This window comes from Brevundimonas sp. (assembly GCF_035626975.1).
In the GTDB taxonomy this organism is placed as follows: Bacteria; Pseudomonadota; Alphaproteobacteria; order Caulobacterales; family Caulobacteraceae; genus Brevundimonas.
Genome location: NZ_DASPMQ010000022.1, coordinates 34,213 through 57,044, shown reverse-complemented (window position 1 = coordinate 57,044; position 22,832 = coordinate 34,213). Strand labels below are relative to the sequence as shown.

Below are 22,832 nucleotides of genomic sequence, written 5' to 3'. Positions count from 1 at the left end.
TTCAGCCCCCTGGGAACAGTCGGGGCAGCAGGGCCGCGAACGCCCCCTGCCCGGCCGAATAGACGATGAACAGGGCGATCAGATCGTAGGTCGAGGGCCGGTCCGCCCGTACATGCCCGGCCAGCCAGCGCAGCACCGCATACGGGCCCATCAGGGCGATGATGCCCGCGAAACAGCCTTGCCACGACAGGAGGGCGTAGACGGTCGCCCCTTGGGCATTGACCGCGGGCCGCAGGCCGGCAGCCCACCAGGCGTCGAGATCCAGTCTCCACGCACCGACGATCAGGGCGGCGGCCGCGGCCATCATCACGGCGGCGACGACCGCGCCGCGCGGGCGTGCCAGCCTCAGCGACCGGCATGACAACCAGGCGAGCAGGGCGGCCGCGGCGTTGCCGGCCACCACACACGCCATCGACAGGGTACCCGGCGGCGGCGCCCAGTTCGCGGGGTTGCGGCTCCACAGGAAGACATAGCTGAAGCCGGCCAGGGCCGCGACCATGCCGGCCACTACGAGGGTGATGACCATGGCCAACCAGCCGTGGCTGGACGGGCCGCTGGCGTAGGTCGGCACCGTGATTCCGGCCCCGATGTCGACCGTCGTCTGCGCCAGCGGCCGGTCGAGAAACCAGCACCACTGGAGCATGCAGTAGACCCCCAGCACGCCGCAGATCACGGACGGCCAGTAGGCCTGCACGGTCAGCAACAGGAAGAAGGCCGCCGTGAACACCGCCGCCCAGACATGCCAGGCCGAGGGCTTCGGCATCCGTTGCAGATACTGCGGCTCGGCGTTGAGGGTGGAGGTGACGAGGGTCTCGCGCTCGCCGGTCGCGGTGTTCGGCAGAAAGTAGCGTCCCGCCTCGACGTCAGCCGCCAGTCGCTTCTGGTCCCACAGCGGATACAGGCTGGTCACCACCGGGATCGACCGCACCGAATAGAGGCCGGTCGGCAGCCATTCGAGGCCGGGCCCATCGAAGACGTTGCCGGCGTCGCGGCCGCCGAAGGGGCGGAAATTCCGGGCCATGTCGATGATCCAGACCAGCACCGCCGCTGCGAACAGGAAAGCGCCGACCGTCGAGATCAGATTGGGCCATTCCCAGCCCCGGTCCGGCAGCCAGGTGTAGACTCGCCGCGGCATGCCCATCAGCCCGGTCAGATGCATCGGCAGGAAGGTCAGGTGCATGCCGGCGAACATCAGCCAGAATACCCATTTGCCGAGGCGCTCGCTCAGCGGCCGGCTCGAGGTCATCGGCAGCCAGTAGTAGATGGCCGCGAACATCGGGAAGACCATGCCGCCGATCAGCACATAGTGCAGGTGGGCGACGATAAAGTAGCTGTCGTGGGCCTGCCAGTCGAACGGGACCATGGCCACCATGACCCCGGTGAGCCCGCCCATGACGAAGATGATGAGCCCGCCCACGACAAACAGCCCCGGCGTATTGAACCGCATCCGCCCCGCCGCGAGGGTGGCGATCCAGGCGAAGACCTGGACCCCCGCCGGCACCGACACCGCCATAGACGCGGCCGAGAAGAAGCTGGTCGATATGGTCGGCATGCCGGTGGTGAACATGTGGTGGGCCCACACGCCGAAGCTGATGAAGCCTGTGGCCAGCATGGCCAGCACGACGAGCCGGTGACCGACCAGCGGCGTCCTCGCCATCGCCGGGATGATGGTCGACATGGCCCCCGCCGCCGGCAGGAAGATGATGTAGACCTCGGGGTGGCCGAAGAACCAGAACAGGTGCTGCCACAGCAGCGGGTCGCCCCCCTTGAGCGGATCGAAGAACGGCCAGCCCAGCGCCCGCTCGAGCTCCAGCAGCAGGGTCGACAGGATGATCGACGGGAAGGCGATGACGATCATTCCGGCGAAGATCAGCATGGCCCAGGCGAACACCGGCAGCTTGTCCAGGGTCATGCCGGGGGCGCGGGTGCGCAGCACGCCGACGATGATCTCGATGGCCCCGGCGATGGCCGAAATCTCGATGAAGCCGATGCCCAGCAGCCAGAAATCGGCATTGATGCCGGGCGACCAGGCCATCGAGGTCAGCGGCGGATACATGAACCAGCCGCCGTTCGGCGCGAGGCCGAAGAACAGCGAGCCGAAGAAGGCCAGTCCGCCGATCAGATAGGCCCAGAAGGCGTAGGCGCTGAGCCTCGGAAACGGCAGGTCCCGCGCGCCCAGCATCTGCGGCAGCAGCAGCACGCCCAGCGCCTCGACCGCCGGCACCGCGAACAGGAACATCATAACCGTGCCGTGGACGGTGAAGAACTGGTTGTAGGTCTCCTGCGGCAGGAAGCCGTTCATCGGCACGGCCAGCTGGGTGCGCATCAGCACCGCCAGCGCCCCGGCCAGCACGAAGAACAGCATGGCCGCGCCGACGTAGTAGACGCCGACGAAATTGTTGTTGATGGCGGTGATCCACTGCCACCCTTTCGGGCCGCACCACACATCCTCCAGCGCCTCGAGCTCTCCCGGCGGACGCTCTCCCTGCGTCGGAAAGCGCTTGTAGAGGGCCGGGTCGAAGCCGGTTTCGCTGTTCACTTCAGGCTCTCGAGCCAGGCCGAGACGTCGCGCAGCTCCTGGCCGGTCAGCACCGGATAGGCCGGCATGCGGTTGCCCGGCTTGATGGCCTGGCTGTCGGAGATCCAGCCAGCCATGGTCCCGTGGTTGTTCGGCAGGATGCCCGCGCCGAGGGTGCGGCGCGAGCCGACGTGGCTGAGGTCCGGCCCGGCGAGGCCGTTGAAGGCCGTGCCCGCGACGGTGTGACAGGCGCCGCAGCCGGCGCGGGCGAACACCGGCGTCCCCGGGTGTGACACGATCGTCGCGGCGGCCGGAGCCGACTGCCGCGCCCGCCACGCCTCGAACTCGCGAGGTTCGTGCGCCACCACCACCAGACCCATCAGCGCATGGGGGCCGCCGCAGTATTCGGCGCACTGGCCGCCGTAGACGCCGGGCGCGTCGGCCTGCAGCCGCATCAGGTTGCGGCGGCCGGGGATCATGTCGACCTTGCCGGCCAGCCGCGGGACCCAGAGGCTGTGGATCACGTCGGCGGAGTCGAGCTCGAACACCACCGGGCGGCCGACGGGGATGTGGACCTCGTTGGCGTCCTGCAGGACCTCGCGGCCGGCGCCGTCCAGATAGGCGACCCGCCACCACCACATCTCGCCGGTGACCCGCACCCGCATTTCGCCCGGCGCCGGCTCCTGCGTCAGGTGCGATGTCAGACCGAGGCCGTAGACCAGCAGGGCGCTGAGCACCACCACCGGAAAGGCGAGGCCGCCGATCCACACCAGCCGCTCGCCGCCCAGCCGGGCGCGCCATCGCCGGGACCCGAACAGCGCCAGCCCGAGGGCGACCAGCACCACCAGCAGCACTGTCACGGACATGCCGATCAGCCCCCAGGCGAGGGTGTTGAGCGGCCCCGCGAACGGCCCGGCCGGGTCCAGCGCCGGCGGCGGCCAGCCGGCGATCCCCTCCGGAGCGATGTCAGCGGTCATCGAGCGTATAGAGGTAGGCCGCGACATCGCGGGCTTCGGCCTCGCTGATCGGCATCGGCGGCATGCCGGTGTCCGGCGACAGCGACGGCGCGTCGATCAGCCAGGCCGTCAGGACGTCCGGCCGGTTCGGAAGCTGGCCCGCGATCATCGGGCTGACCCCGAAACCGTCGAGCGACGGCCCCGCGAGGCCTCGCGGCCAGTCGATTCCGGGAATGGCGTGGCAGGCCGCGCAACCGACCCGCTCCATCACGGCCAGCCCCCGCGCCGGATCGGCCCCGGCGATCACCCGCGGCGGGTGGGTCTTGTCCGCACAGGCGGCCAGCAGGGCCGCCGCCAGCGGCGCCCATCGCCTCATATGTGTCCTGGCCGGTGAACTGGTCAGTCATCCTGCCCCTTTCGGGGATCAAACCCGTGCTCAGCGTCACGGTTCCGGCGGCGGAACCGCAAAGGTCGGCTGGTGTTGGTTCGGCGTGCGCCCGCTCCCTGCCGTCCTCGTTCTCGCGACCGTCGTCGCGGCCTGCACGCCGGTCAACGAGCGGGCGGGCGAGGCCTTCACGACGGACGGCGAGATCATCGCCATGGGCGGCGGCGACGGCGGCCCGGCCAACGCCTGTCTCAGCTGCCACGGCCTCGACGGCGCCGGGGACGGGGTCAGCACGCCCCGGCTGGCGGGGCTGGACGCGGGCTATCTGCAGAAACAGTTGGGCGACTACGCCGACGGGACCCGGCCGGACGAGGTCATGGGCCCGATCGCGAAATGGCTGGACGACGGCGACCGGCGGGCGGTCGCGGCCTGGTATGCGGGCCTGCCGCCGCCGGGCGGAACCCGGCCCGTGACGCCGGTCCCCGCCATCTACCTGACCGGCGGCTGCGGCAGTTGCCACGGCCCCGACGGGCAGGGTGTCGGGGCGGGCAATCCGGCGATCTCTGGCCAGCCCGCCGGTTATACGCTCGACCAGCTGCGCCGCTGGAAGCGGGCCGAACGCCGCAACGATCCGCGCGGGGTCATGGCCGATGCGGTCGCGGACCTGACCGACGTCGAAATGCGGGCCATAGCCGCCTGGCTCGAGACCGTACCCGCTGCTCGACCGCCCGATAGCGCCGCTGCCAGCGCGTCCGCCGGCGCGGCAGCTGCGGCACGACCGGCAGCATTCCGTGGAACACGTCGTCCCGATCGATGAAATGGTGCTTCAGCGCCGCCCCGACGTGGAGCGGGATCAGGAACAACAGGGTGAGGATCAGCCCCCAGTGCATCCATTCGGCGACCGCTTCGATTTGCCAGCGCTGGACGAAACCCAGATTACCGAACGGCATCAACGGCCATGGCGTGAAGCCGATCAGCGTCAGCTGCTGCTCGCGCGCCGTGGCCGAGATCATGGCCCAGCCGGTGAGGGGCAGGCCGAACAGACAGGTGTAGAAGACATAGTGGGTCACCCGCGCCGTCGCGCTTTCCCAGCCCGGCTTGTCGGCGTCGTTGATCGGCCCCGGCGCCAGCGCCCGCCACGCCCCGCGTCCCATGGCCAGAACCAGCATCAGCACCCCGATCAGGTAGTGCAGGTCATACGCCGCCACCTTGTCGCCGCCGACCGGCAGCCGTCCCATCCACCAGCCCCAGGCCAGCTGGAAGACGACCAGCGCCGCCATCGTCCAGTGGAAGATGATGGCCACGGGCGAGTAGCGGCCCTGATCGTGATGGCCGGCGGCCCACTCGAGGATGTTGACGATCAACCGGTCGATCATACGGGCCTGGCCCCGGCGCGGGCGTCGGGGCCGATCCAGCGGCCGAGCACCCCCAGCGCAGCCGCCAGATAGATCGCCGCCGCCGGGGCCCACATGATCAGCCCGGCCATCTGCTGGTCCTCCAGCGGGCTCAGTCCCCAGGCGGCGGTGGTGAGCTGATGCGGCGCATAGAGCGGCTGGCCGGTGAAGGTCAGCAGCGCCCCGAGCAGCCCCATGGACACCATGGCCAGCAACAGGGCGGCGACGGCGCCGGGCGCCGAGGCTCTCCGCACGGCGGTCCAGAACCACACGGCGGTCCCGAGCAGGCTGATCTGCATCAGCCAGTAGACGGTGTCATCGGACAGGGCCCAGCCATAGGCCGCCGGCGCGTGCCAGGCCCAGAACACCACCGCCTGCGCCGCCGTCGCCAGCGCCAGCGGACCGACCCGAAGCCTCGGCAGCGACATGGCGATCAGCGGCGCCGCCACCGCGACCAGCAGGACATGATGCACCGTCCGGGCGGCGAACAGGGCCGAACCGAGCGCGCAAAGCGGCGATACGAACACCACCGCCAGCACGGCGACCGCGGCGACGCCGGCTGTCCGCTCCCGTCCCGACGTCCGCCACAGCACCAGCCCCAGGCCGACGGCCAGCGCCGCGATCAGCACGGGATCGAAATTCCACCGGGCCAGCCAGTCGTCCGGCCCGAGCCCCGGGCCGCAATACGGCGCCCAGATCGCCGGGGCGCGCCCGCTCATCGCTCCGGCAGGGCGTAAGCGATCACATGATCCCCGGCCGGCGTCTCCATGAAGTGATGTCCGCCCGCCATGATGACCAGATACTGCCGCCCGTCCTGCTCATAGACCATCGGCGCCGCCTGGCCGCCCGCCGGCAGCGCGTCCGCCCAGACAGTCTCGCCGGTCTCGATGTCGATGGCGCGGATCAGGTCGTCGGTCGCGGCCGCGATGAAGACCAGCCCGCCCGCCGTGACCACCGACCCGCCGTTGTTGGGCGTGCCGATGTCGAGCGGCAGCATCGAGGGAATGCCGAACGGCCCGTTCCGGCGCGCCGTGCCCAGCGGCCGGTCCCAGACCGTGTGGCCGGTGCGGATGTCGATGGCCCGGATGCCGCCGTAGGGTGGCTGCTTGCACATCAGGCCGGTCGCCTTAATTCGCCAGCCCGCATTGACGTCGATGGCGTAGGGCACGCCCGCCTGCGGATCGCCGGCCCCTTCCGCCGCCACGGGCACGCCGCCCGGCGTCTTCTTCTTCAGCCGCGGGTCGCCGCGCGGGAACCAGCCCTTCTCGTCGGCCTCGGCGCGGGGGACCAGCCGGTTGTAGTTCGGCATGTCGTTGTAGTTGGCGATGATCCAGCCGCGCCGCGGATCGACCGCCACGCCGCCCCAGTCCGAGCCGCCGTTGTAGCCGGGGTACTGGATCCAGCGCCGGTCGCTGGTCGGCGGGGTGTAGACGCCCTCATAGGCGGCCTGCCGGAAGCCTATCCGGCAAACCAGCTGATCGATCGGCGACATGCCCCACATGTCGCGCTCCGTCAGGTCGTCGGCCCGCCGCAGGGTGTGGAACAGCGAGAACGGCTGGGTCGGCGTCCGCTCGCGCGGCTCGACGCCGCCCTGCGGCACGCGCCGCTCCTCGACCGGGGTCAGGGGGCGGCCGGTGCGCCGGTCGAGGATGTAGATATCGCCCTGCTTGCTGGGCAGGATCAGCGCCGGAACCACGCCGGCGGGGGTCGGATAATCGATCAGCGTCGCCTGCGATCCGAGGTCGTAGTCCCAGACGTCCCTGTGCACGGTCTGGAACGACCAGGCCGGGCGGCCCGTGGTCACATCCAGCGCCACCAGTGAGGTGGCGTAGCGGTTCTCGGCCTCGGAGCGGTCGGCGCTGTAGTAGTCGGCGGCGGAGTTGCCCATCGGCAGATAGACCAGCCCCAACTGCTCGTCGCCCGAAGCCGTCGTCCACATATTGGGCGTGCCGCGAGTGTAGCTGTCGCCGGCGGGCGGGGCGCCGGTCAGGTCCGGGCGGGTCATGTCCCAGGCCCAGCGCAGCGCGCCGGTGACCGCGTCGAAGCCCTGGATCACGCCCGACGGCGCCGAATTGGACTGGCCGTCCAGCACCTGATGGCCGGTCACGATCACGCCGCGCACGATGGTCGGGGCCGAGGTGATCGAGACCATGCCGGGGATGACCTCGCCCATGCCGGTCTTGATGTCGACCGCGCCGTTGGTCCCGAAACCGGCGCAGGGGCGGCCGGTGCGGGCGTCGACGGCGATCAGCCGCCCGTCGAGCGTGCCCTCGATGATCCGGGTGGCGCAGGCGACGGGAGCGATGGCCGGGATGGGAACCGGACGCGGCTGCACGGCGGGCCCGACCGAAGCGGACGCGGGCGCCGTCGCCGGTCCGGCGGCCGGCGTCGCGACGGCGCCGGTGTCGTGGTAGGCCACGCCGCGGCAGGCGGCGGTATAGGGAATCCAGTCCTCCGACACGCGCGGGTCGTAACGCCAGCGCTCGCGGCCGGTGCGGGCGTCGAGCGCGATCAGCATGTTCATCGCCGTGCACAGATAGACGGTGTCGCCGACCTTCAGCGGCGTGGTCTCGGCGCCCCATTTCTCCTTCGGCGTGTCGCCGGTGCGGAAGGTCCAGACGCGCTCCAGCCCACCGACGTTGTCGCGATTGATCTGGTTCAGCGGCGAGAAGCGCCGCGCGCTGTACGTCCCGCCCCAGGCCGGCCAGTCGGCGCCCACGTCGCGCAGCGACGGCTCCGACATGGCCGCCATCGCCACGGACCGGGTCGCTACGGGCGGCGCCGGCCGGTTGGCCTGCGCCACGACCGCGCCGGCGACCAGGGCGCCGAGAACGAACACAGCCGCCCCGCCCAGCGCCAGCCGTCGGCCCCGGCGTCCGTCGAGGACCGGCAAGGACGCGATGACCAACGGCAGCAGCATCGCCGGCGCGACCACGCGGGGGACCAGCGCCCAGCCGTTAAGCCCGACCTCCCAGAGCGCCCACAGCACCGTCAGGACGAAGACGCCGCCATAGATCCACGCCCCGAGGAGGCTCAGCCGCCACAGCATGCCCCCCGAAGCGATCAGGCCCAGACCGGCCGGCAGGTAGTAGAAGGAGCCGCCCAGCGACAACAGCCAGCCGCCGCCGATGGCCAGAACCAGTCCGATCAGGATCAGCAGCGCCGCGAGCACCCGCACCAGCAGACCGCCGAAGCCCACGCCTCTCTCGATCCTGGCCATATCGGGCTCGCCTTCCAGCTTCGCTGCAAGGGCAAACCGGCGGAAGGCGGCGGGGTTCCGGATTTCGCGGCGGGAAGCCGCGCGCGGCCGGGCGCGGCATCGGTGATTCAGTCGGGTCGGTCAGTCCAGCGGGATGATGAACACGCGGTCGTATCCCGTGCCGCCGTCGGTGGTCGGAAGGGCGATGTAGTCGTCTCCCGCCTCGTCCATAACGCGCTCGACGAGCCGGTTGAACCGGGCGGGCGCGTCCGGCTCCGGGCGGAGACTGAAGCCGTAATCCGTCTCCTCGCTTCCCTGGGAGGCGGCGACCTCTCTCAACCGTTGCAGCAAGGCGCCCACGAGCCACCCACCTTTCGCCTCATACTATACCCGACGTTCGCGACGGCGATGAGGTTTGGTAAACGCTCACGCGCTGTTGATCAGGCTTGGGCCTGGCGGACAGCTGACGCCCCCGACGCCGGGGCGACCAGCGGCTCGAACAGATGCCGGGCCAGATGACGCACCACCGGGACCGCCACCCCGTCGCCGGTCAGGTGATAGGCGTCGCTGTAGTTTCGCGGCAGCACATAGGCGTCGGGCAGGCCCATCAGACGCGCCGTCTCCCGGGCCGAGATCAGCCGCGAGCGCACCCGGGGGCCGTCGACCACGAGGATGATCTGGCGGCTCGATCCGCCGGCGGGCGTCCTCAGGCAGCCGGCCACGTCGTCGAACCGCACCTCGGCGCGCTGCACCCGCGATCCATCCCCGTCGGTTCGGGTGCGGCGGTACACGCCGCCCACCATGCGGCGGCCAGCCCGCCGGGCCGCCTCGACCTTGGCGGCGTTGACCGGCGACATGAGGTCGAGCAACCGCTTCGTCTCGGCCTGATTGTGCCAGGGCACGCTGTCCGGCGCGTCCTCGATCAGCTCCGCGAACGTCGTCTGGCGCCGTTCGGGCGTCGGCACGTTCCACCACACCAGCCGGTCCCGAAGATCGTTCGAAAGGCCCGCCACGGCCCGGCGCAGCGCCGCGCTGTGGAAGGGTTCCAGCGGACCGGGCGCCGTCAGCCCGGCGTCGATCTCCACGTCGGCCCGCACCCCGATCACGAACAGCCGCGGCCGGCTCTGCGGCACGAACAGCCCGGCGTTGATCACCAGCGCGCCGTAGCGATAGCCCGCCTCCGCGAAGGTCCGGCAGATCGTCCCGAAATCCCGCCCGCCGTGCGAGGTCAGCGTCCCGCAGACGTTCTCGACCGCCACCAGCCGCGGGGCCCGCCCCTGTCCGGCCAGCCCGCGGATCACATCCCCGAAGGCATGGAAGGTCCCCGACCGCTCGCCCTTCAGCCCGGCTCCGGCGCCGGCCAGGGACAGGTCCTGGCAAGGGAAACTGCCCCAGACCAGATCCGCCTCGCCGGGCATGACATCGACGTCGAGCCCGCGAATGTCGCCGACGGTCAGCTCCCCGCCCGTGCCCCAATTGGCCTGGTAGGAGAGACCCTTGCGGGCGTCGAAATCGTTGGCGAACAGACAGGTCCACCCGTCGCCCAGCCCGGCCCGCGCCATGCCGCCGCCGGCGAAGAACTCATAGAAGCTGGGCATGGACTCCCGGGGTCTGCAGCGGCCCGAAGGCGACGCACCCGACTGTAGGGGAGGAAGATGGTGGACGCGACAGGGATTGAACCTGTGACCCCTTCGATGTCAACGAAGTGCTCTCCCGCTGAGCTACGCGTCCGCCGTGACGGCCCCGGGTGACCCCGGGGGCAGGAAGGCGCGGTCTATAACCCGGCCTGTTTGTTGTCCGCAAGGGCCAAAACCACGCCCGCGCTCAAGTCGCGAGCCGCCGCGCGGCGAGCGATCGCGCCTCTACTTCAGGCCGCCGCCACCATCCGCTCGACCTCGCCCACGAGATCACGCAGGTGGACGGGCTTGGACAGCACCTTGGCCTGCGGGCTGGCCTGGGCGGCCGACAGGGCCACGGCGGCGAAGCCGGTGATGAACATGATACGGATGCCCGGCTGGCGGGCGGCGGCCACGCGGGCCACCTCGATGCCGTCGGCTCCGGGCATGACGATGTCGGTCAGCAGCAGGTCCCACGGGCCCTGATCCAGAGCGTCGATGGCGTCGTCGCCATTCTCGCAGTCGACCACCGAATGGCCGGCCCGCACGAGCGCCCGCGTGAGGAATCCCCGAAGCGAGTGATCGTCTTCGGCAAGGAGAATGCGCGCCATGAAGTGTTTTCGCCCCGTCTTGTTAGCGTGACGCTACGACGCGATCGGTAAACCCGCCATGAAAATCCCCGGTCGGGCGAAGCGGATCGGCGCCGCGAACCTGTGGATCGTTGCGCGAAACGCGGTATGGGATCGGCCATGGCGGACAGTCCCCAGCACAATCCGGCCGACGCGGGCGAGGCGGCGTTCACCCTCCTCATGCCCGCGACGCCGGGCCGGTTCGTGTTCGCCTCGCCGCACTCGGGCGACCTCTATCCGGCCGATATGGGCCCGGCGCCGGAGCTGGAGACGACCAGCCTGCGCAGCGCCGAGGACGCCCTTGTCGACCGGCTGATCGCGCCGGGGCGGGAGCGGGGCGCCGCCCTGCTGCTGGGACGTTTGGGCCGCGCCTATGTCGACCTGAACCGCGATCCCGGGGACCTCGACCCCGCCCTGGTCGACGGCCTCGAGGGGCGCACGGCGTCGCCGCGCACGGCGGCCGGCTACGGCGTCGTCCCGCGCCTGACCGGCGACGGCCGCCCGCTCTATGGCCGTCGGCTGGGGCTGGCCGAGGCCCGCGACCGGATCGACCGGGCCCACGCCCCCTATCACGCCGCCCTGGACCAGTTGATGCGGGCGGCGCACGCCCGGCATGGCGAGGCCGTGCTGGTCGACTGGCATTCGATGCCCGCCCGGGCGACCCAGGGCGTCGGCGGCGCGCGCGGGCCCGACGTGGTGCTGGGCGACCGGCACGGATCGTCCTGCGCGGCGGCCCTGACCCGGCGGCTGCGGCGGGCTTTCGAGGCGCTGGGCTGGCGGGTGACGCTGAACCAGCCCTATTCCGGAGGCTGGACCACCCAGGCCTGGGGGCGGCCGGCGGACGGGTTCCACGCCGTCCAGATCGAGCTGAACCGCGCCCTCTACCTGAACGAGGCGACGCTGGAGCCCGGACCGGGCTGGCCGCGCTGCGCCGCCGGCGTGGCCCGGGTCATCGACGACCTTCTGGCCGATCCGTTTCCTCTCGGCCGGGCATAAAAAAAGCCGCGCCCGAAGGCGCGGCATTGAAGTCTTTAGGGAGGAAACGCCCAGGAAGGGCATGACGCCGCGAGGGCGTCGAAGATCAAGTTAGTGTGCGGTGCACAATGCGTCAACCGGAGAGTTCGCACCCATGTTCACGCCTTGTAACGGCAGGCTTCATCCCGAACTGATCTCCGTAACCGATTTCAGAGGTTAAATTCGCCCCACGCTGTGAGCGCTTGCGAAACAGCGTTACCGTATCGGAAGATGCGGCTCGAGCAGCCGGCGCGCGGCCCGCACCGCCCGCGCCGCCGGTGAGCCGGCCTGGCGCCAGACCAGCAGGCAGAACACCACCGCCACGCCGAGCGCCAGCCACAGCGGACCGAACAGCCAGGCCGCCGCCGCCAGGGCGAAATAATAGCCCCGCACGCCCTGACTGAAGGCGCTCAGCGCCGGATTCAGCAGGTTGGCCGCAGCCTCGCCCAAGGCCACCCGATCCCCCTCGGTATGCAGTTCCGGGGCCGCGCCGATCAGGGCCAGGGCGTAATTCATCTGGCGAATGGACCAGATGAAATCCAGCAGGCCGCGCGCCAGACAGAGCAGAACCAGCGCCAGCTTGGCCTCCAGCAGCCCCGTCGGGACGGTCCCTTCGTCTATCAGGGCCACGCCCCGCAGCGCCTGGTCGCCGCCGAACAGCACGCTGGCCACCGCCGCGATCAGCAGCAGGTTGGTCGAGGCGAAGAAGCCGGCCGAGTTGATGGTGTGACCCATCAGCTGGCTGTCGACGATCCGGACCTCCCGGTGCGTCATCACCATCATCCAGGCCCGCCGGACCACGATCATGTCGTCGTTCAGCGAGCCGCTGCGCCGGGCCAGCAAGGCCAGCAGCGGGCCGTAGCCAAGCCAGCACAGAAAGAACAGCGCCAGCGCCAGACCTTCGAAGATCGTCATGACCGCTCCTTCAGAACCCACCGCCTGTCGTGCCGCGCGGAACTTCCGGGGGCAAGTCCGCCTTGCTTCCGGCAAGTTGCGCGCCTATCACGCCCGCCTCCCCGTACCGCACTGCACCATAGACGAGCCCGTCATGAACATCGACGCCATTCCCGCCGGCCCGAACCCGCCCTGGGACGTCAACGTCGTCATCGAGATTCCGCAGGGCGGCCTGCCCGTGAAATACGAAATGGACAAGGCCTCCGGCGCCCTGTTCGTCGACCGCTTCCTGCACACCGCCATGTACTATCCGGGCAACTACGGCTTCATCCCGCACACCCTGTCGGACGACGGCGATCCGTGCGACGTGATCGTGCTGAACCCGACCCCGGTGGTGCCGGGCTGCATCATCCGCTCGCGCCCGATCGGCGTGCTGAAGATGGAAGACGAGGCCGGCGGCGACGAGAAAATCCTGGCCGTGCCGGTCGACAAGCTGAACCCCTATTATACCGACATCGCCAGCTACCGGCAGCTGCCGGCGATCCTGGTCGAGCAGATCGAGCACTTCTTCACCCGCTACAAGGATCTGGAGAAGGGCAAGTCGGTCACGGTCAAGGGCTGGGGCGACGCCGGCGAGGCCGCCGAACTGATCGCCGCCGGCATGAGGGCGCATCAGGAGAAGCTGAAGTCGAAGGCCGCCAACGCGGCCTGAGGCCAGTCTGGCGGCAGCAGCCGGAACGGAGTAGGATTCCCTTCGTCAGGGCCAACGCCTCGATCCGGCTAAGTCGATTTCCGGCGGACGGATCATTCCGCTTTCCCCTAATCGGCGAAGATGCCTTCGGCCACGCTTCGCAACCACCTCCTCGATCGTCTATCGCCTGAAGACCGCGCCGCGGTCCTCTCCGCCTCGACTCCGTTCGAGTTTGAATTGGGTCACGTTTTCTCCGAGGCCGGAGACGGCATCGGGCACGTTCACTTCGTTCTGAGCGGCATCATCTCGGCCGTCGCCGGCATGCAGGACGGCCGCACAGTCGAGACCTTCATGGTCGGCCGCGAAGGCGCCACCACGCCCGGCGCCATAAACGTCCCGGTGCGGACCTATTCCCGTCTGGTTGGCCAGGCCGCCGGCGAAACCCGGCGGATCGAGGTCACCCGCTTGAGAGCCCTGTGCGAGGAACGCCCGGACCTGCGGACGATTCTCGCCCTCTACGCCGCCGGCCTGCAGGGCGAACTGGAGCAGTCCGGGGCCTGCAACGCCCTGCACCGTTCGGACCAGCGTTTCGCCAAATGGCTGCTGCGATGCCACGACCGGATCGACGGCGAGACCCTGCTCCTGACCCAGGAATACCTGGCCAGCCTGCTCGGCTCGCAGCGCACCACCGTCAACGAGGCCGCCCAGGGCCTGCAGAAGGCCGGGGCCATCACCTATTCACGCGGCCGGGTGACGATCCTCGACCGGGCCGCGCTCGAACGGGCGGCGTGCGAATGCTACCGCCACGGCCAGCGCTCCAGCATCGACATCCCGGAACCGCAGTAGCGCCTCCGGCCCTGCTCAGGGCCGTTCCACGCACATCGCCACGCCCATGCCGCCGCCGATGCACAGCGTGGCCAGGCCGCGCTTCGCGTCGCGCCGCTTCATCTCGTGCAGCAGGGTGGTCAGGATGCGCGCGCCCGAAGCCCCGATCGGATGGCCGATGGCGATGGCCCCCCCGTTGACGTTGACCTTGGCCGGGTCGAGCCCGAGCTCCTTCAGCACGCACAGCGACTGCGCCGCGAAGGCCTCGTTCGATTCGACCAGGTCGAGGTCGGCGACCGTCCAGCCGGCCTTCTCCAGCGCCTTGCGCGAGGCCGGGATCGGGCCGGTTCCCATGATCGCCGGATCGACGCCCGCCGTGGCCGACGAGACGACCCGGGCCAACGGCTCCAGCCCCCGCGCCCTGGCCTCGTCGGCGCTCATCAGCACCAGCGCCGCGGCGCCGTCGTTGAGACCGGAGGCGTTGGCCGCCGTCACCGTGCCCTCTTTCGAGAAGGCGGGGCGCAGCGAGGCCATCGCCTCCAGGGTCGCGCCGTGGCGGATGTACTCGTCCTTGTCGACGACCACGTCGCCCTTCCTCGAGGCGATGGTCACCGGGACGATCTCGGCGTCGAAGCGGCCATCCTTCTGGGCCGCCTCGGCCCTGTGCTGGCTGGCCACGGCGAAGGCGTCCTGGTCGGCGCGGCTGATCTGGAACCGGTCGGCGATGTTCTCGGCCGTCTGGCCCATGTGATAGCCGTTGAAAGCGTCCCACAGCCCGTCCTTGATCATCGTATCGACGAACGACAGGTCGCCCATCTTCTGGCCGGACCGCAGCTGCTGGGCGTGCGGCGCCTGGCTCATGCTCTCCTGGCCGCCGGCGACGACGATCTTGGCGTCGCCCAGCGCGATCTGCTGCGCCGCGAGCGCCACGGCCCGCAGGCCCGAGCCGCAGATCTGGTTCAGGCTCCAGGCCGGGACCTCCTTCGGAATGCCGGCGCCCATGGCCGCCTGCCGCGCCGGACCCTGACCCGCGGCCGCCTGCAGCACATGGCCGAGGATCACCTCATCGACCTCGGTCGCGTCGACGCCCGCCCGCTCCAGCGCGGCCCGGATGGCGACCTCGCCAAGTTTCGACGCGGGCAGGCTGGACAGGGCGCCCAGGAAGGAGCCGACCGGCGTGCGGGCGGCGGAGACGATGACGACGTCGGTCATGGCGGGCTCGGGGCTGCTTTCGGGAAGGCGCTGCAAATAGCCCCAACCACGGCGCGCCGCCACTCCGCATGAGACCGGGTTGTGGCGTTTGTGCCGCACGGGACGGCTTTCCGCGGCCCGGACCCGGCGTTCAGCCGGCAGTCATCGGCCCGCCCCATATTTGGGGGAACGATTGGCGGGCAAATGGCTTGAAGGGCCGATGCTCATGCAAATGAAGACGATTTTCGGCCGGGTCTGCATTCCCGACGAGCTCGACATGATCGAGCACTACCGCACTCCGGCTGAAAAGACGGCCGACCTGGTCGTGCATGTGGTCGGCCTGACCCTCGCGGCGGTCGGCGGGATCGCGCTGGCGGTGCTGGCGGCCCTCTATTCCGGGGTCGGCGCCGTCGTCGCCACCGGCGCCTACGCCCTGTGCCTGATCGCCATGCTGACGGTCTCGACCATCTACAACCAGACCCGCCCGTGCGCCGCCCGGCCGATCCTGCGCCGCATGGACGAGGCGGCGATCTTTCTGATGATCGCCGGCAGCTACACCCCGTTCACCACCCAGCGGTTCGAGGGCGCCTGGTCGATCGGCTTCACCCTGCTGGTCTGGTCAGTGGCGCTGGCCGGCGTGTTCGCCAAACTGGTGGCGCCGCGCCTCTCCGACGCCTTCTGGAGCGCGGTCTATATCGGCTTCGGCTGGCTGGCCGTTCTCGCATTCAAGCCGATGATGGACACCGTCCATCCCATCGCCCTTGGTCTGCTGGTGCTTGGCGGCCTGATCTATACCGCCGGCGTTTTCGTCTTCATCAGCCCGAAGGTGAAGTTCCGCCGGGCCATCTGGCACGGTTTCGTCGTCACCGGCGCGATGACGCACTGGGCGGCGGTGCTGGTCGGGGTGGTCCTCGCCCCCGGCTCGACGGGCCTCGGCTAGACATTCCAGTCCGCAGCGCAGCATAGTGCGGCATTGCAACAGGATCGGGGATTGCGCGTGGCCGACAAGAAGTCCGGAGCCGGCGAAACCGTCGTCATCAAGAAATACGCCAACCGGCGGCTCTACAACACCGCCACCTCCGCCTACGTCACCCTTGAGGACCTGGCCCGGATGGTGCGCGAGGGCACCGACTTCGTGGTCTACGACGCCAAGACCAACGACGACCTGACCCGCCAGATCCTGACCCAGATCATCTTCGAGGAGGAGAGCCGCGGCGAGGCCTTGCTGCCGGTCCAGTTCCTGCGCCAGTTGATCGGCTTCTACGGCGGCCAGATGCAGGGCGTGCTGCCCAGCTATCTCGAGATGTCGCTGGACAGCTTCAGCCGCCAGCAGGAGCAGATGCGCGGCCAGTTCTCGAAAGCCTTCGGCGCCGCGCCCGGCGCCGGCCTGCTCGACGAGGCGGTCAAGCGCAACATGGCCTTGTTCGCCGAGGCCATGAAGGTATGGCCGGGCTTCAGCGTCGCGGGCGCCGCCCGCCCCGCCGCCAGCCCGCCGCCTGAACAACCCGCCGACGATCCCCTGGCCGAGATGCGCCGCCAGATGGACGAGATGCGCACCCAGCTCGACAGACTGTCCCAGCCGCCCGGCAAGGCCGGCTGACCATGCCCGACGAGGTTCGCCCCGTCGGCCCCGTGCAACGCCGCGACGAGCGCCGCGAGGCCGACCGCCGGTCCGCCGAGCGCCGCGCCGCCTCCGCCTCGCGGGCGCTCGTCCCGACCGACTTCCCGGCGGACCCTGCCGAGCCCCCGGCAAGACCTGCCCCGACGCCGGGCGCCGACGCCTCGGCCGCCGCCTTCGCCGCCCAGGTCATCGGCCAGACCGGACAACGGCGCGGCCTGAAGGGCGGCCCGCCGGTGCTGGACGCCGCCCGCTCGACCTATCTCGGAAACGCCTACTCCGGCGCGGCCGAGCGTCGTCCGAAACCCGGCAAGGCCACGGACACCGACGTCTGATCCCGCGGCACGGTCCTTGCTGACGACAGGCTGAAACGCCTTCGTCCGGGACCGCCGCCATGCTGACCTTCCTCGCCCGCACCGTCGATGTCGCCGTCGTGGCGCTGATCTTCGTCGGCTTCAGCTGAACTTGCGCGGGCGCCGCCGCGCCGCTAATCACCCGATCGTCATCGGGGAGTAGCCGCCCGCATCTATCAGCGGGGTTCGCGTCAACACACTTCCTCTCCCGGAGAGGATGGCGCGATCGGGCCTTCGGGTTCTGGCAAGACCGCTGGCATTCGCAGGGGATTTCCACGCGGAGCCCGGCTGCGAACGCCACAGGTCTGTCCGCCGAGGCTCCGCGCACGAAGACGAGTTGGACGCCTTCCTGATCTCGACCGGCCTCGTCTCCATCGCGGAGATCGGGGACAAGACCATGCTGCTGGCCATCATGCTGGCGGCGGCGTGGCGGCGGCCGCTGCCGATCCTGCTCGGCATCCTCGCCGCAACCCTGGCCAACCACGCCTTCGCGGCGCTGGCGGGCACTGTGCTGGGCCACTTCATGCAGGGCGAGTGGGTGCGCTGGGTGGTCGGCCTGGCCTTCCTCGGCTTCGCCATCTGGGCCCTGATCCCCGATCGCTTCGACGAACAGCCCGACACCACCGAGAAAACGTTCTCCGGCGTGTTCTGGACGACCACCGCCGCCTTCTTCGTCATCGAGATGGGCGACAAGACCCAGGTCGCCACCGCCGTCCTCGCCGCCCAGTTCCAGAACCTCCCACTGGTCGTGGCCGGCTCGACCCTCGGCATGATGCTGGTCAACGGCCCGGCGGTCCTGCTCGGCGAGGCGGCGGCGAGGCGGCTGCCGCTCAGCTGGATCCGGGTCGCGGCGGCGGCGGGCTTTGCCGCCACCGGTGTGTGGGTGCTGCTGGCGGGCTAGACCTCGAACACCCGGTACGGCGTGTCGCCCAGCGTCCGCAGCACCGGCAGGGCCACGTTGTAGACCGGAACCCCCTTGGTGGTCCGCCCCTCCGGCTGGCCGCGGTGGGCATGGCCGTGCACGACCAGGCTGATGTTGTCGTAGCGGTCGATGGTCTCGCCCAGCCGCGACGAACCGAGGAACGCGTGGATCTCCGGCGGCTCGCCCATCACCGTGTCCACCACCGGCGAATAGTGCAGCACCACCACCGACCGCTCGGTCCTCAGCATGCGGATCGAGTTCTCGATGTGGTTGGCGTCGTCGACCGCCTCCTGCACGAACGACTTGATCGCGGCCTCGCCGAACGGGCTCAGCATGTAGCGGCCGAACCCGCCGATGAAGCCCTTGCCGCCGGCGAAGCCGACCCCCTCGATCTCATAGGCCTGACCGGTCAGCATCTTGACCCCGGCGTCGCACAGCAGCCGCGTCACCTCCTCCGGCTGGCCGCATTCGTGCTCGTGATTGCCCAGCACCCCGACCACAGGAATCTTGCAGCCGCGGATATCCTCCAGCAGGATCTCGACCTCGCGCGTCTTGCCGAAATTGGTCAGGTCGCCGCACAGGCACAGCACGTCGGCGTCCTCATGCACCCGGTCGAACAGTTCGCGGTGCGGGCGGTCGTGGGCCTCGCCGACGTGCAGGTCGCCGACGGCGGCGACGCGCAGCCTCTTCGCCGGCCCCGGCTCCAGCCCCGGCTGCGGCGTCTGCGGATCGGGATGGACCTCGGTCATGATCCCGCCCCCGCGCCCAGACCAGGAACCGCCGCGCGGCGAGCATGGCACGCCCACTTCGCGCTCAAGCCGCGAGCGACCACGTCGCGAGCATAGCGCCCTGCCTCAGTGCGTGGATTCATGGCGTTCCTCCAGCCCCTTGCCGACGATGTCGCCGAAGCCCCATTCGGTGATGTCGGCGATGTAGTCGCGCGGGCTGAACAGCCGGCCGCGGCACACCTTCACCCTCGGGGCGGGCAGGTCGACCTGGGCGTGCAGCCGCCCGGTCAGCTCGGCCATCAGCCAGGTCGGCACCCGCCCCCGCTCGGTCGGGTAGGCGAAGCGGAAATTGAGCAGATGGGCCATCAGCACCTCCCAGTAGAGGTCCATCTGGTCGAGCAGGAATTTCCAGTCGATGGCGTCCGACTGCTTGAGGATCACATGGTTCACGTCCGCCCCGTCGAAACGGTAGCGGTCCTGGATGAACAGCTTGGACAGGATCAGGGCCGTCGGCGGGGTGATCCCGACCTTGTGGCCGTAGACCTCGATCGTATCCGTGCCGAACCAGCTGTCGTTGACCGCGATGGTGCCGTTGGACATGGCGAAGATCACGTCGAAGAAATACTGCTCGTCCTTCCACACCTTGGCGATCCAGCGCTCGTCCTCGACGTCGGTGCGATAGCCGCGCGCCTGGAAGAAGGCGAGGATGCGGGGGTAGTCCCCGGGCTTGCAGAACACGTCCAGATCCTTGGTCGGCCGGCGGATGCCCGTATAGGCAGTCACCGCATAGGTGCCGGACAGAAGGAACGGGATGTCGCTCTCCTTCAGCAGGCCGAGGGCTTCCTCGTAGAAGGCCACGGCGTCTTCCGGCGGATGGAAGCTCGGGTCGGCGACAGTGTCTGACATGGTCCGGACCCTCGGGGGCGAGGGATTGGAAACGGTCGCGGTTGGCGGGGAGTTCCTTGGCGCCCAGGCCGCAGGCGCCTGATTTGTTTACGGGTCGGCTCTACACGTGACGCTTCGAGGTGGCCGGGAGGGGACCGCTTGAAAGGTCGTTGGCGTCTGTTCAGGCACGACGCGGGTCGCGTCGCCGGCCCGCCCGCCCTGGCCTATGTGGTGCTTTACGCCGCCGCCATGGCGGTGGGCTACTGGACCATGGCGCGGTTCGGCACGGCGACGGTCTGGCTCGCCAACGGCGTCGTCACCGCGGCCCTGCTGCAGTTGCACCGCCGCCCGGCCCTCATGGTGCTGGCGGCCTGCGTGGCGCTCGACCTCGCGATCAACAGCCTGCGCGGGGCGCCACCGCTGTATCTGGTGGCCAACATCGTGCTCAACCTCGGCATGGCTGTCGCCGCCGCGGTGCTGGCGCGGCGGGTGTGCGGCGCGGCGCTCGACCTGCGCCGTCCGGGCCGTCTGCTCCGATTCGCCCTGCTGGCCGTGGTCCCGGCCACGATCGCGGCGGCGCTTTTCAGCGTGGGTCTGCTGGCCGTCATCGCTCCGCACCCGTCGGCGATCTGGTTGTTCGAACTCCAGAGCTATTTCGCCATCGAGGCGCTGGACCTGCTTCTGGTCACCCCGATCCTGTTGCTGCTGGCGCGCCGTCACCGCTTCGCCGGCGCGGCGCGCGCGTCCCGCGCCGAGGCCGCGACCCTGGTCGGGCTGATGCTGGTGGTGACCGCCGGCGTCTTCTGGCAGGACAACGCGCCGCTGATGTTTCTCGTGTTTCTGCCGATGGTGCTGATCGGCCTGCGTCTGTCGCCCACCTGGTCGGCCGGAACGATGATCGGCCTGGCCCTGCTCACCGGCGCGGCCACCCTGACAGGCCACGGCCCGGTCCATCTGACCCGGCTGGCCGATATCTCCGGGCTCGAGGGCGTGCCGCCCATGGTCCGGCGTCTCGGCGTCTACAACCTGTTCCTGCTGGCCATGGTCGCCACCGTCCTGCCAATCAGCACGGTGATGACCGAGCGTCGCCGGCTCGTGGCCCGGCTTCAGGCCCGCACCCTCGCGGCCCAGGAGGCGCGCCGCGTGGCCGAGGACGCCGCCGCGGCCCGCTCGCGTTTCCTGGCCATGATGAGCCACGAGATGCGCACCCCGCTTAACGGCGTCGCCGGGTTCGCCGACCTGCTGGCCGGACGGGCGGACCTGGACCCGGAGGCGGTGCGTCAGGCGCGCCAGATCCGCGAGTCCAGCGACGGCCTGCTGATGCTGGTCGAGGACATCCTCGACTTCGCCCGCGGCGACCACGCCGTCTCGCCCGAGCCGCTGGATCTGGCGGCCGTCGCGCGCGAGGCCATGGGGCCCAGCCGGGCCGCCGCCGACGCCCTCGGCCTGACCCTGACCATCGACGACCGCCTGCCGGCCCGCTCGCGCTTCAACTGCGACCGTCGCGCCCTGCGCCAGGCCCTGCATCCGCTAATCGCCAATGCGGTGAAATTCACCACCGGGGGCGGCGTCTCGGTGCGGCTCGACCGGGCCGGCGAGGGCGTCGCCATTCGCGTCTCGGACACCGGCTGCGGCATCGAGCCGGCCCACCACGCCCAGCTGTTCGAGGCTTTCTCCCAGGCCGACGCCTCGACCACCCGACTGCATGACGGCGCCGGGCTCGGCCTTGCCCTGGTGGCCCGCCACGTCCGCCGGCTCTGCGGCCGCGTCGAGGTTGACAGCCGGCCCGGCGAGGGCTCGACCTTCACCCTTCACCTGCCCTTGACCCGGGCCCCGGACGCCGTCGTCGAGCCGCCCGTCGCGGACCCCGCCCCCGCCCTCGTCGCGGCCGTCGAACCCTCGGCCCCGTCCGACAAGGCCGTCTCCGCGCCCCGCGTGCTGGTGGTCGACGATCATCCGGTCAACCGCGAGGTCGCCCGCATCATGCTTCAGGCCTTCGGCTGCGAGGTGCTCGAGGCCTGCGACGGTCAGGAGGCGGTTCAGGCCGCCGTCGCACAGGCCTTCGACCTCGTGCTCATGGACGTGCGTATGCCGCGCATGGACGGCCTTGAGGCGACGCGCCGGATCCGGGCGCTGCCCGAGGCCTGCGGCCAGGTCCCGGTGGTGGCCATGACCGCCGACGCCATGCCGGAGGATGTCGCTCGCTGCCTCGCCGCGGGCATGAACGCGCACCTCGCCAAGCCGGTCAGCCAGGCTGCTCTCTGCACGATCGTCTCCCGCGCCCTTTCCGGCGACCTGCCGGCCGCCGGCGTGGTCGAGACCGATCGTCCCCCGGCCCCCGTCCCTCAGCCGGCGTAGGCGGCCTCGAACGGAAACCGCCGCGCCCAGAATTCGCCGAGCTCGGGCAGGGCGTCGACCCGCCGCATGACCTCGCCCATCCGCGGCGCGACCTCGTGGAAGCGCGACCGGTGCGGGGTCCAGCGGCTGGCCGTGGCGACATAGAGGTCCAGCACCGTCGGCTCCGGCCCCAGCAGGAACCGGTCCGGCGCGATCTGGCTTTCCATCCGGCCCCAGCATTCGGCGATCCGCTCCGCCGTCCGCGCCTTGATCGTCGCCTGCGCCGCAACGTCGTCGCCGGCCAGCCGGCCCGGCACGTCGCGGACCCAGTACATCGAATAGATCGAGGCCGGGATGAAGGTCATCCAGCGCAGGAACTGCGCCCGGCGCGGGTCGCACGGCTCCGGCCCCAGCGCCGCCTCCGGATGCTGTTCGGCCAGCCAGATCAGGATGGCCGCGCTCTCGGTGATGGTCTCGCCGGCGGGGGTGACCAGCGCCGGAATCTGCCGCATCGGATTGACCGGAGCGACCTTCTCGCGCTCGGCGTCGCCTTCCCAGGTCACGGCCTCGACCACCTCGAAAGGAACCCCGATCAGCGTCAGCGCCGCCTCGACCGGGACCGAGCCGGAGCCGGCGGCGCCATAGACGGTGTAGGCCATGCGTCCTCCTGGTTCGGA

22 protein-coding genes, 1 tRNA gene, 1 pseudogene and 1 riboswitch are annotated in these 22,832 nt (G+C 70.2%); of the genes and pseudogenes, 9 read left to right on the top strand and 15 right to left on the bottom strand.

The features are described from left to right. Position 1: 1 nt before the first annotated feature. Genes VEB62_RS06620 through VEB62_RS06610 form a run of 3 tightly spaced genes read right to left on the bottom strand, consistent with a single transcriptional unit; the run spans position 2 to position 3,850 of the window. Positions 2 to 2,539 carry a cbb3-type cytochrome c oxidase subunit I gene (locus tag VEB62_RS06620; protein WP_324797069.1) on the bottom strand — a complete coding sequence of 846 codons (2,538 nt, stop codon included), beginning with the start codon at positions 2,537 to 2,539 and terminating at the stop codon, positions 2 to 4. Beyond that, entirely contained in the window at positions 2,536 to 3,495 is a 960-nt protein-coding gene (locus VEB62_RS06615) for a cytochrome c oxidase subunit II (protein ID WP_324797066.1), read from the bottom strand. The genes VEB62_RS06620 and VEB62_RS06615 overlap by 4 nt, the downstream gene beginning before the upstream one ends. Continuing rightward, positions 3,485 to 3,850 (bottom strand): c-type cytochrome, encoded by a 366-nt coding sequence (locus tag VEB62_RS06610; protein ID WP_324797063.1) that lies wholly within the window; start codon positions 3,848 to 3,850, stop codon positions 3,485 to 3,487. The genes VEB62_RS06615 and VEB62_RS06610 overlap by 11 nt, the downstream gene beginning before the upstream one ends. A 223-nt stretch (positions 3,851 to 4,073) precedes the next feature. Between VEB62_RS06610 and VEB62_RS06605 the strand changes: the two are divergent. Further along, positions 4,074 to 4,511 (top strand): annotated as a pseudogene (locus VEB62_RS06605) (c-type cytochrome); the annotation flags it as partial. On the opposite strand, the gene VEB62_RS06600 reads toward VEB62_RS06605, so the two are convergent. The 7 genes from VEB62_RS06600 to cpdR form a co-directional block, all read right to left on the bottom strand. After that, positions 4,501 to 5,235, bottom strand: a complete 735-nt coding sequence (locus VEB62_RS06600; RefSeq protein ID WP_324797060.1) for a cytochrome b — start codon at positions 5,233 to 5,235, stop codon at positions 4,501 to 4,503. The pseudogene VEB62_RS06605 and the gene VEB62_RS06600 overlap by 11 nt on opposite strands. Next, complete coding sequence (locus tag VEB62_RS06595; protein ID WP_324797057.1) at positions 5,232 to 5,972, bottom strand: cytochrome c oxidase assembly protein; 741 nt, start codon at positions 5,970 to 5,972, stop codon at positions 5,232 to 5,234. Before VEB62_RS06595 ends, VEB62_RS06600 begins: the two co-directional genes overlap by 4 nt. After that, positions 5,969 to 8,473 (bottom strand): membrane-bound PQQ-dependent dehydrogenase, glucose/quinate/shikimate family, encoded by a 2,505-nt coding sequence (locus VEB62_RS06590; protein WP_324797055.1) that lies wholly within the window; start codon positions 8,471 to 8,473, stop codon positions 5,969 to 5,971. The genes VEB62_RS06595 and VEB62_RS06590 overlap by 4 nt, the downstream gene beginning before the upstream one ends. Positions 8,474 to 8,593: 120 nt before the next feature. Further along, positions 8,594 to 8,791 carry a hypothetical protein gene (locus VEB62_RS06585; RefSeq protein ID WP_324797053.1) on the bottom strand — a complete coding sequence of 66 codons (198 nt, stop codon included), beginning with the start codon at positions 8,789 to 8,791 and terminating at the stop codon, positions 8,594 to 8,596. Between the two features lie 101 nt (positions 8,792 to 8,892). Then, entirely contained in the window at positions 8,893 to 10,050 is a 1,158-nt protein-coding gene (dcm, locus tag VEB62_RS06580) for a DNA cytosine methyltransferase (protein WP_324797051.1), read from the bottom strand. 58 nt (positions 10,051 to 10,108) lie between these two features. Beyond that, a tRNA-Val gene (locus VEB62_RS06575) sits at positions 10,109 to 10,183 on the bottom strand. Positions 10,184 to 10,319: 136 nt separating this feature from the next. After that, the gene (cpdR, locus tag VEB62_RS06570; RefSeq protein ID WP_324797048.1) at positions 10,320 to 10,679 is read right to left on the bottom strand and encodes a cell cycle two-component system response regulator CpdR; all 360 of its coding nucleotides are present in this window, start codon (positions 10,677 to 10,679) and stop codon (positions 10,320 to 10,322) included. A gap of 138 nt (positions 10,680 to 10,817) precedes the next feature. Here cpdR and VEB62_RS06565 point away from each other — a divergent pair, with 138 nt between their 5' ends. Continuing rightward, positions 10,818 to 11,693 carry an N-formylglutamate amidohydrolase gene (locus tag VEB62_RS06565; protein ID WP_324797045.1) on the top strand — a complete coding sequence of 292 codons (876 nt, stop codon included), beginning with the start codon at positions 10,818 to 10,820 and terminating at the stop codon, positions 11,691 to 11,693. A 234-nt stretch (positions 11,694 to 11,927) separates the two neighbouring features. Here VEB62_RS06565 and VEB62_RS06560 read toward each other — a convergent pair whose 3' ends face one another. Further along, positions 11,928 to 12,626, bottom strand: coding sequence for a DUF599 domain-containing protein (locus tag VEB62_RS06560; RefSeq protein ID WP_324797042.1), 699 nt, complete (start codon positions 12,624 to 12,626; stop codon positions 11,928 to 11,930). Between the two features lie 133 nt (positions 12,627 to 12,759). Between VEB62_RS06560 and ppa the strand changes: the two genes are divergently transcribed. Then, a complete protein-coding gene (ppa, locus tag VEB62_RS06555; RefSeq protein WP_259554860.1) occupies positions 12,760 to 13,317 on the top strand; it encodes an inorganic diphosphatase in 558 nt (185 codons plus the stop codon). Positions 13,318 to 13,533: 216 nt separating this feature from the next. Continuing rightward, positions 13,534 to 14,142, top strand: coding sequence for a Crp/Fnr family transcriptional regulator (locus tag VEB62_RS06550; protein WP_324797037.1), 609 nt, complete (start codon positions 13,534 to 13,536; stop codon positions 14,140 to 14,142). A 15-nt stretch (positions 14,143 to 14,157) separates the two neighbouring features. Here VEB62_RS06550 and VEB62_RS06545 read toward each other — a convergent pair whose 3' ends face one another. After that, positions 14,158 to 15,333 (bottom strand): acetyl-CoA C-acetyltransferase, encoded by a 1,176-nt coding sequence (locus tag VEB62_RS06545; RefSeq protein WP_324797035.1) that lies wholly within the window; start codon positions 15,331 to 15,333, stop codon positions 14,158 to 14,160. Between the two features lie 205 nt (positions 15,334 to 15,538). Here VEB62_RS06545 and trhA point away from each other — a divergent pair, with 205 nt between their 5' ends. The 4 genes from trhA to VEB62_RS06525 all read left to right on the top strand — a co-directional run bounded on the left by trhA (position 15,539) and on the right by VEB62_RS06525 (position 18,184). Continuing rightward, a complete protein-coding gene (gene trhA / locus VEB62_RS06540; protein WP_414641992.1) occupies positions 15,539 to 16,252 on the top strand; it encodes a PAQR family membrane homeostasis protein TrhA in 714 nt (237 codons plus the stop codon). Positions 16,253 to 16,309: 57 nt separating this feature from the next. Next, positions 16,310 to 16,912 carry a polyhydroxyalkanoate synthesis repressor PhaR gene (gene phaR, locus VEB62_RS06535; RefSeq protein WP_324797030.1) on the top strand — a complete coding sequence of 201 codons (603 nt, stop codon included), beginning with the start codon at positions 16,310 to 16,312 and terminating at the stop codon, positions 16,910 to 16,912. Between the two features lie 2 nt (positions 16,913 to 16,914). Continuing rightward, positions 16,915 to 17,265 carry a hypothetical protein gene (locus VEB62_RS06530; protein WP_324797028.1) on the top strand — a complete coding sequence of 117 codons (351 nt, stop codon included), beginning with the start codon at positions 16,915 to 16,917 and terminating at the stop codon, positions 17,263 to 17,265. A gap of 160 nt (positions 17,266 to 17,425) precedes the next feature. Further along, positions 17,426 to 17,605: riboswitch (yybP-ykoY riboswitch) on the top strand. 15 nt (positions 17,606 to 17,620) lie between these two features. Beyond that, positions 17,621 to 18,184: a TMEM165/GDT1 family protein gene (locus tag VEB62_RS06525; protein WP_324797026.1), complete on the top strand. Its 564-nt coding sequence runs from the start codon at positions 17,621 to 17,623 to the stop codon at positions 18,182 to 18,184. Here the strand turns inward: VEB62_RS06525 and VEB62_RS06520 are convergent. Both VEB62_RS06520 and VEB62_RS06515 read right to left on the bottom strand, forming a co-directional pair. Next, positions 18,181 to 18,954 (bottom strand): metallophosphoesterase family protein, encoded by a 774-nt coding sequence (locus VEB62_RS06520; protein ID WP_324797023.1) that lies wholly within the window; start codon positions 18,952 to 18,954, stop codon positions 18,181 to 18,183. The genes VEB62_RS06525 and VEB62_RS06520 overlap by 4 nt on opposite strands. Positions 18,955 to 19,059: 105 nt before the next feature. Continuing rightward, entirely contained in the window at positions 19,060 to 19,839 is a 780-nt protein-coding gene (locus tag VEB62_RS06515; RefSeq protein WP_324797020.1) for a nucleotidyltransferase family protein, read from the bottom strand. Between the two features lie 138 nt (positions 19,840 to 19,977). Between VEB62_RS06515 and VEB62_RS06510 the strand changes: the two genes are divergently transcribed. Continuing rightward, positions 19,978 to 22,176, top strand: a complete 2,199-nt coding sequence (locus tag VEB62_RS06510) for a response regulator (RefSeq protein WP_324797017.1) — start codon at positions 19,978 to 19,980, stop codon at positions 22,174 to 22,176. Here the strand turns inward: VEB62_RS06510 and VEB62_RS06505 are convergent. Continuing rightward, positions 22,164 to 22,814, bottom strand: coding sequence for a glutathione S-transferase family protein (locus VEB62_RS06505; protein ID WP_324797014.1), 651 nt, complete (start codon positions 22,812 to 22,814; stop codon positions 22,164 to 22,166). The genes VEB62_RS06510 and VEB62_RS06505 overlap by 13 nt on opposite strands. Positions 22,815 to 22,832 lie beyond the last annotated feature (18 nt).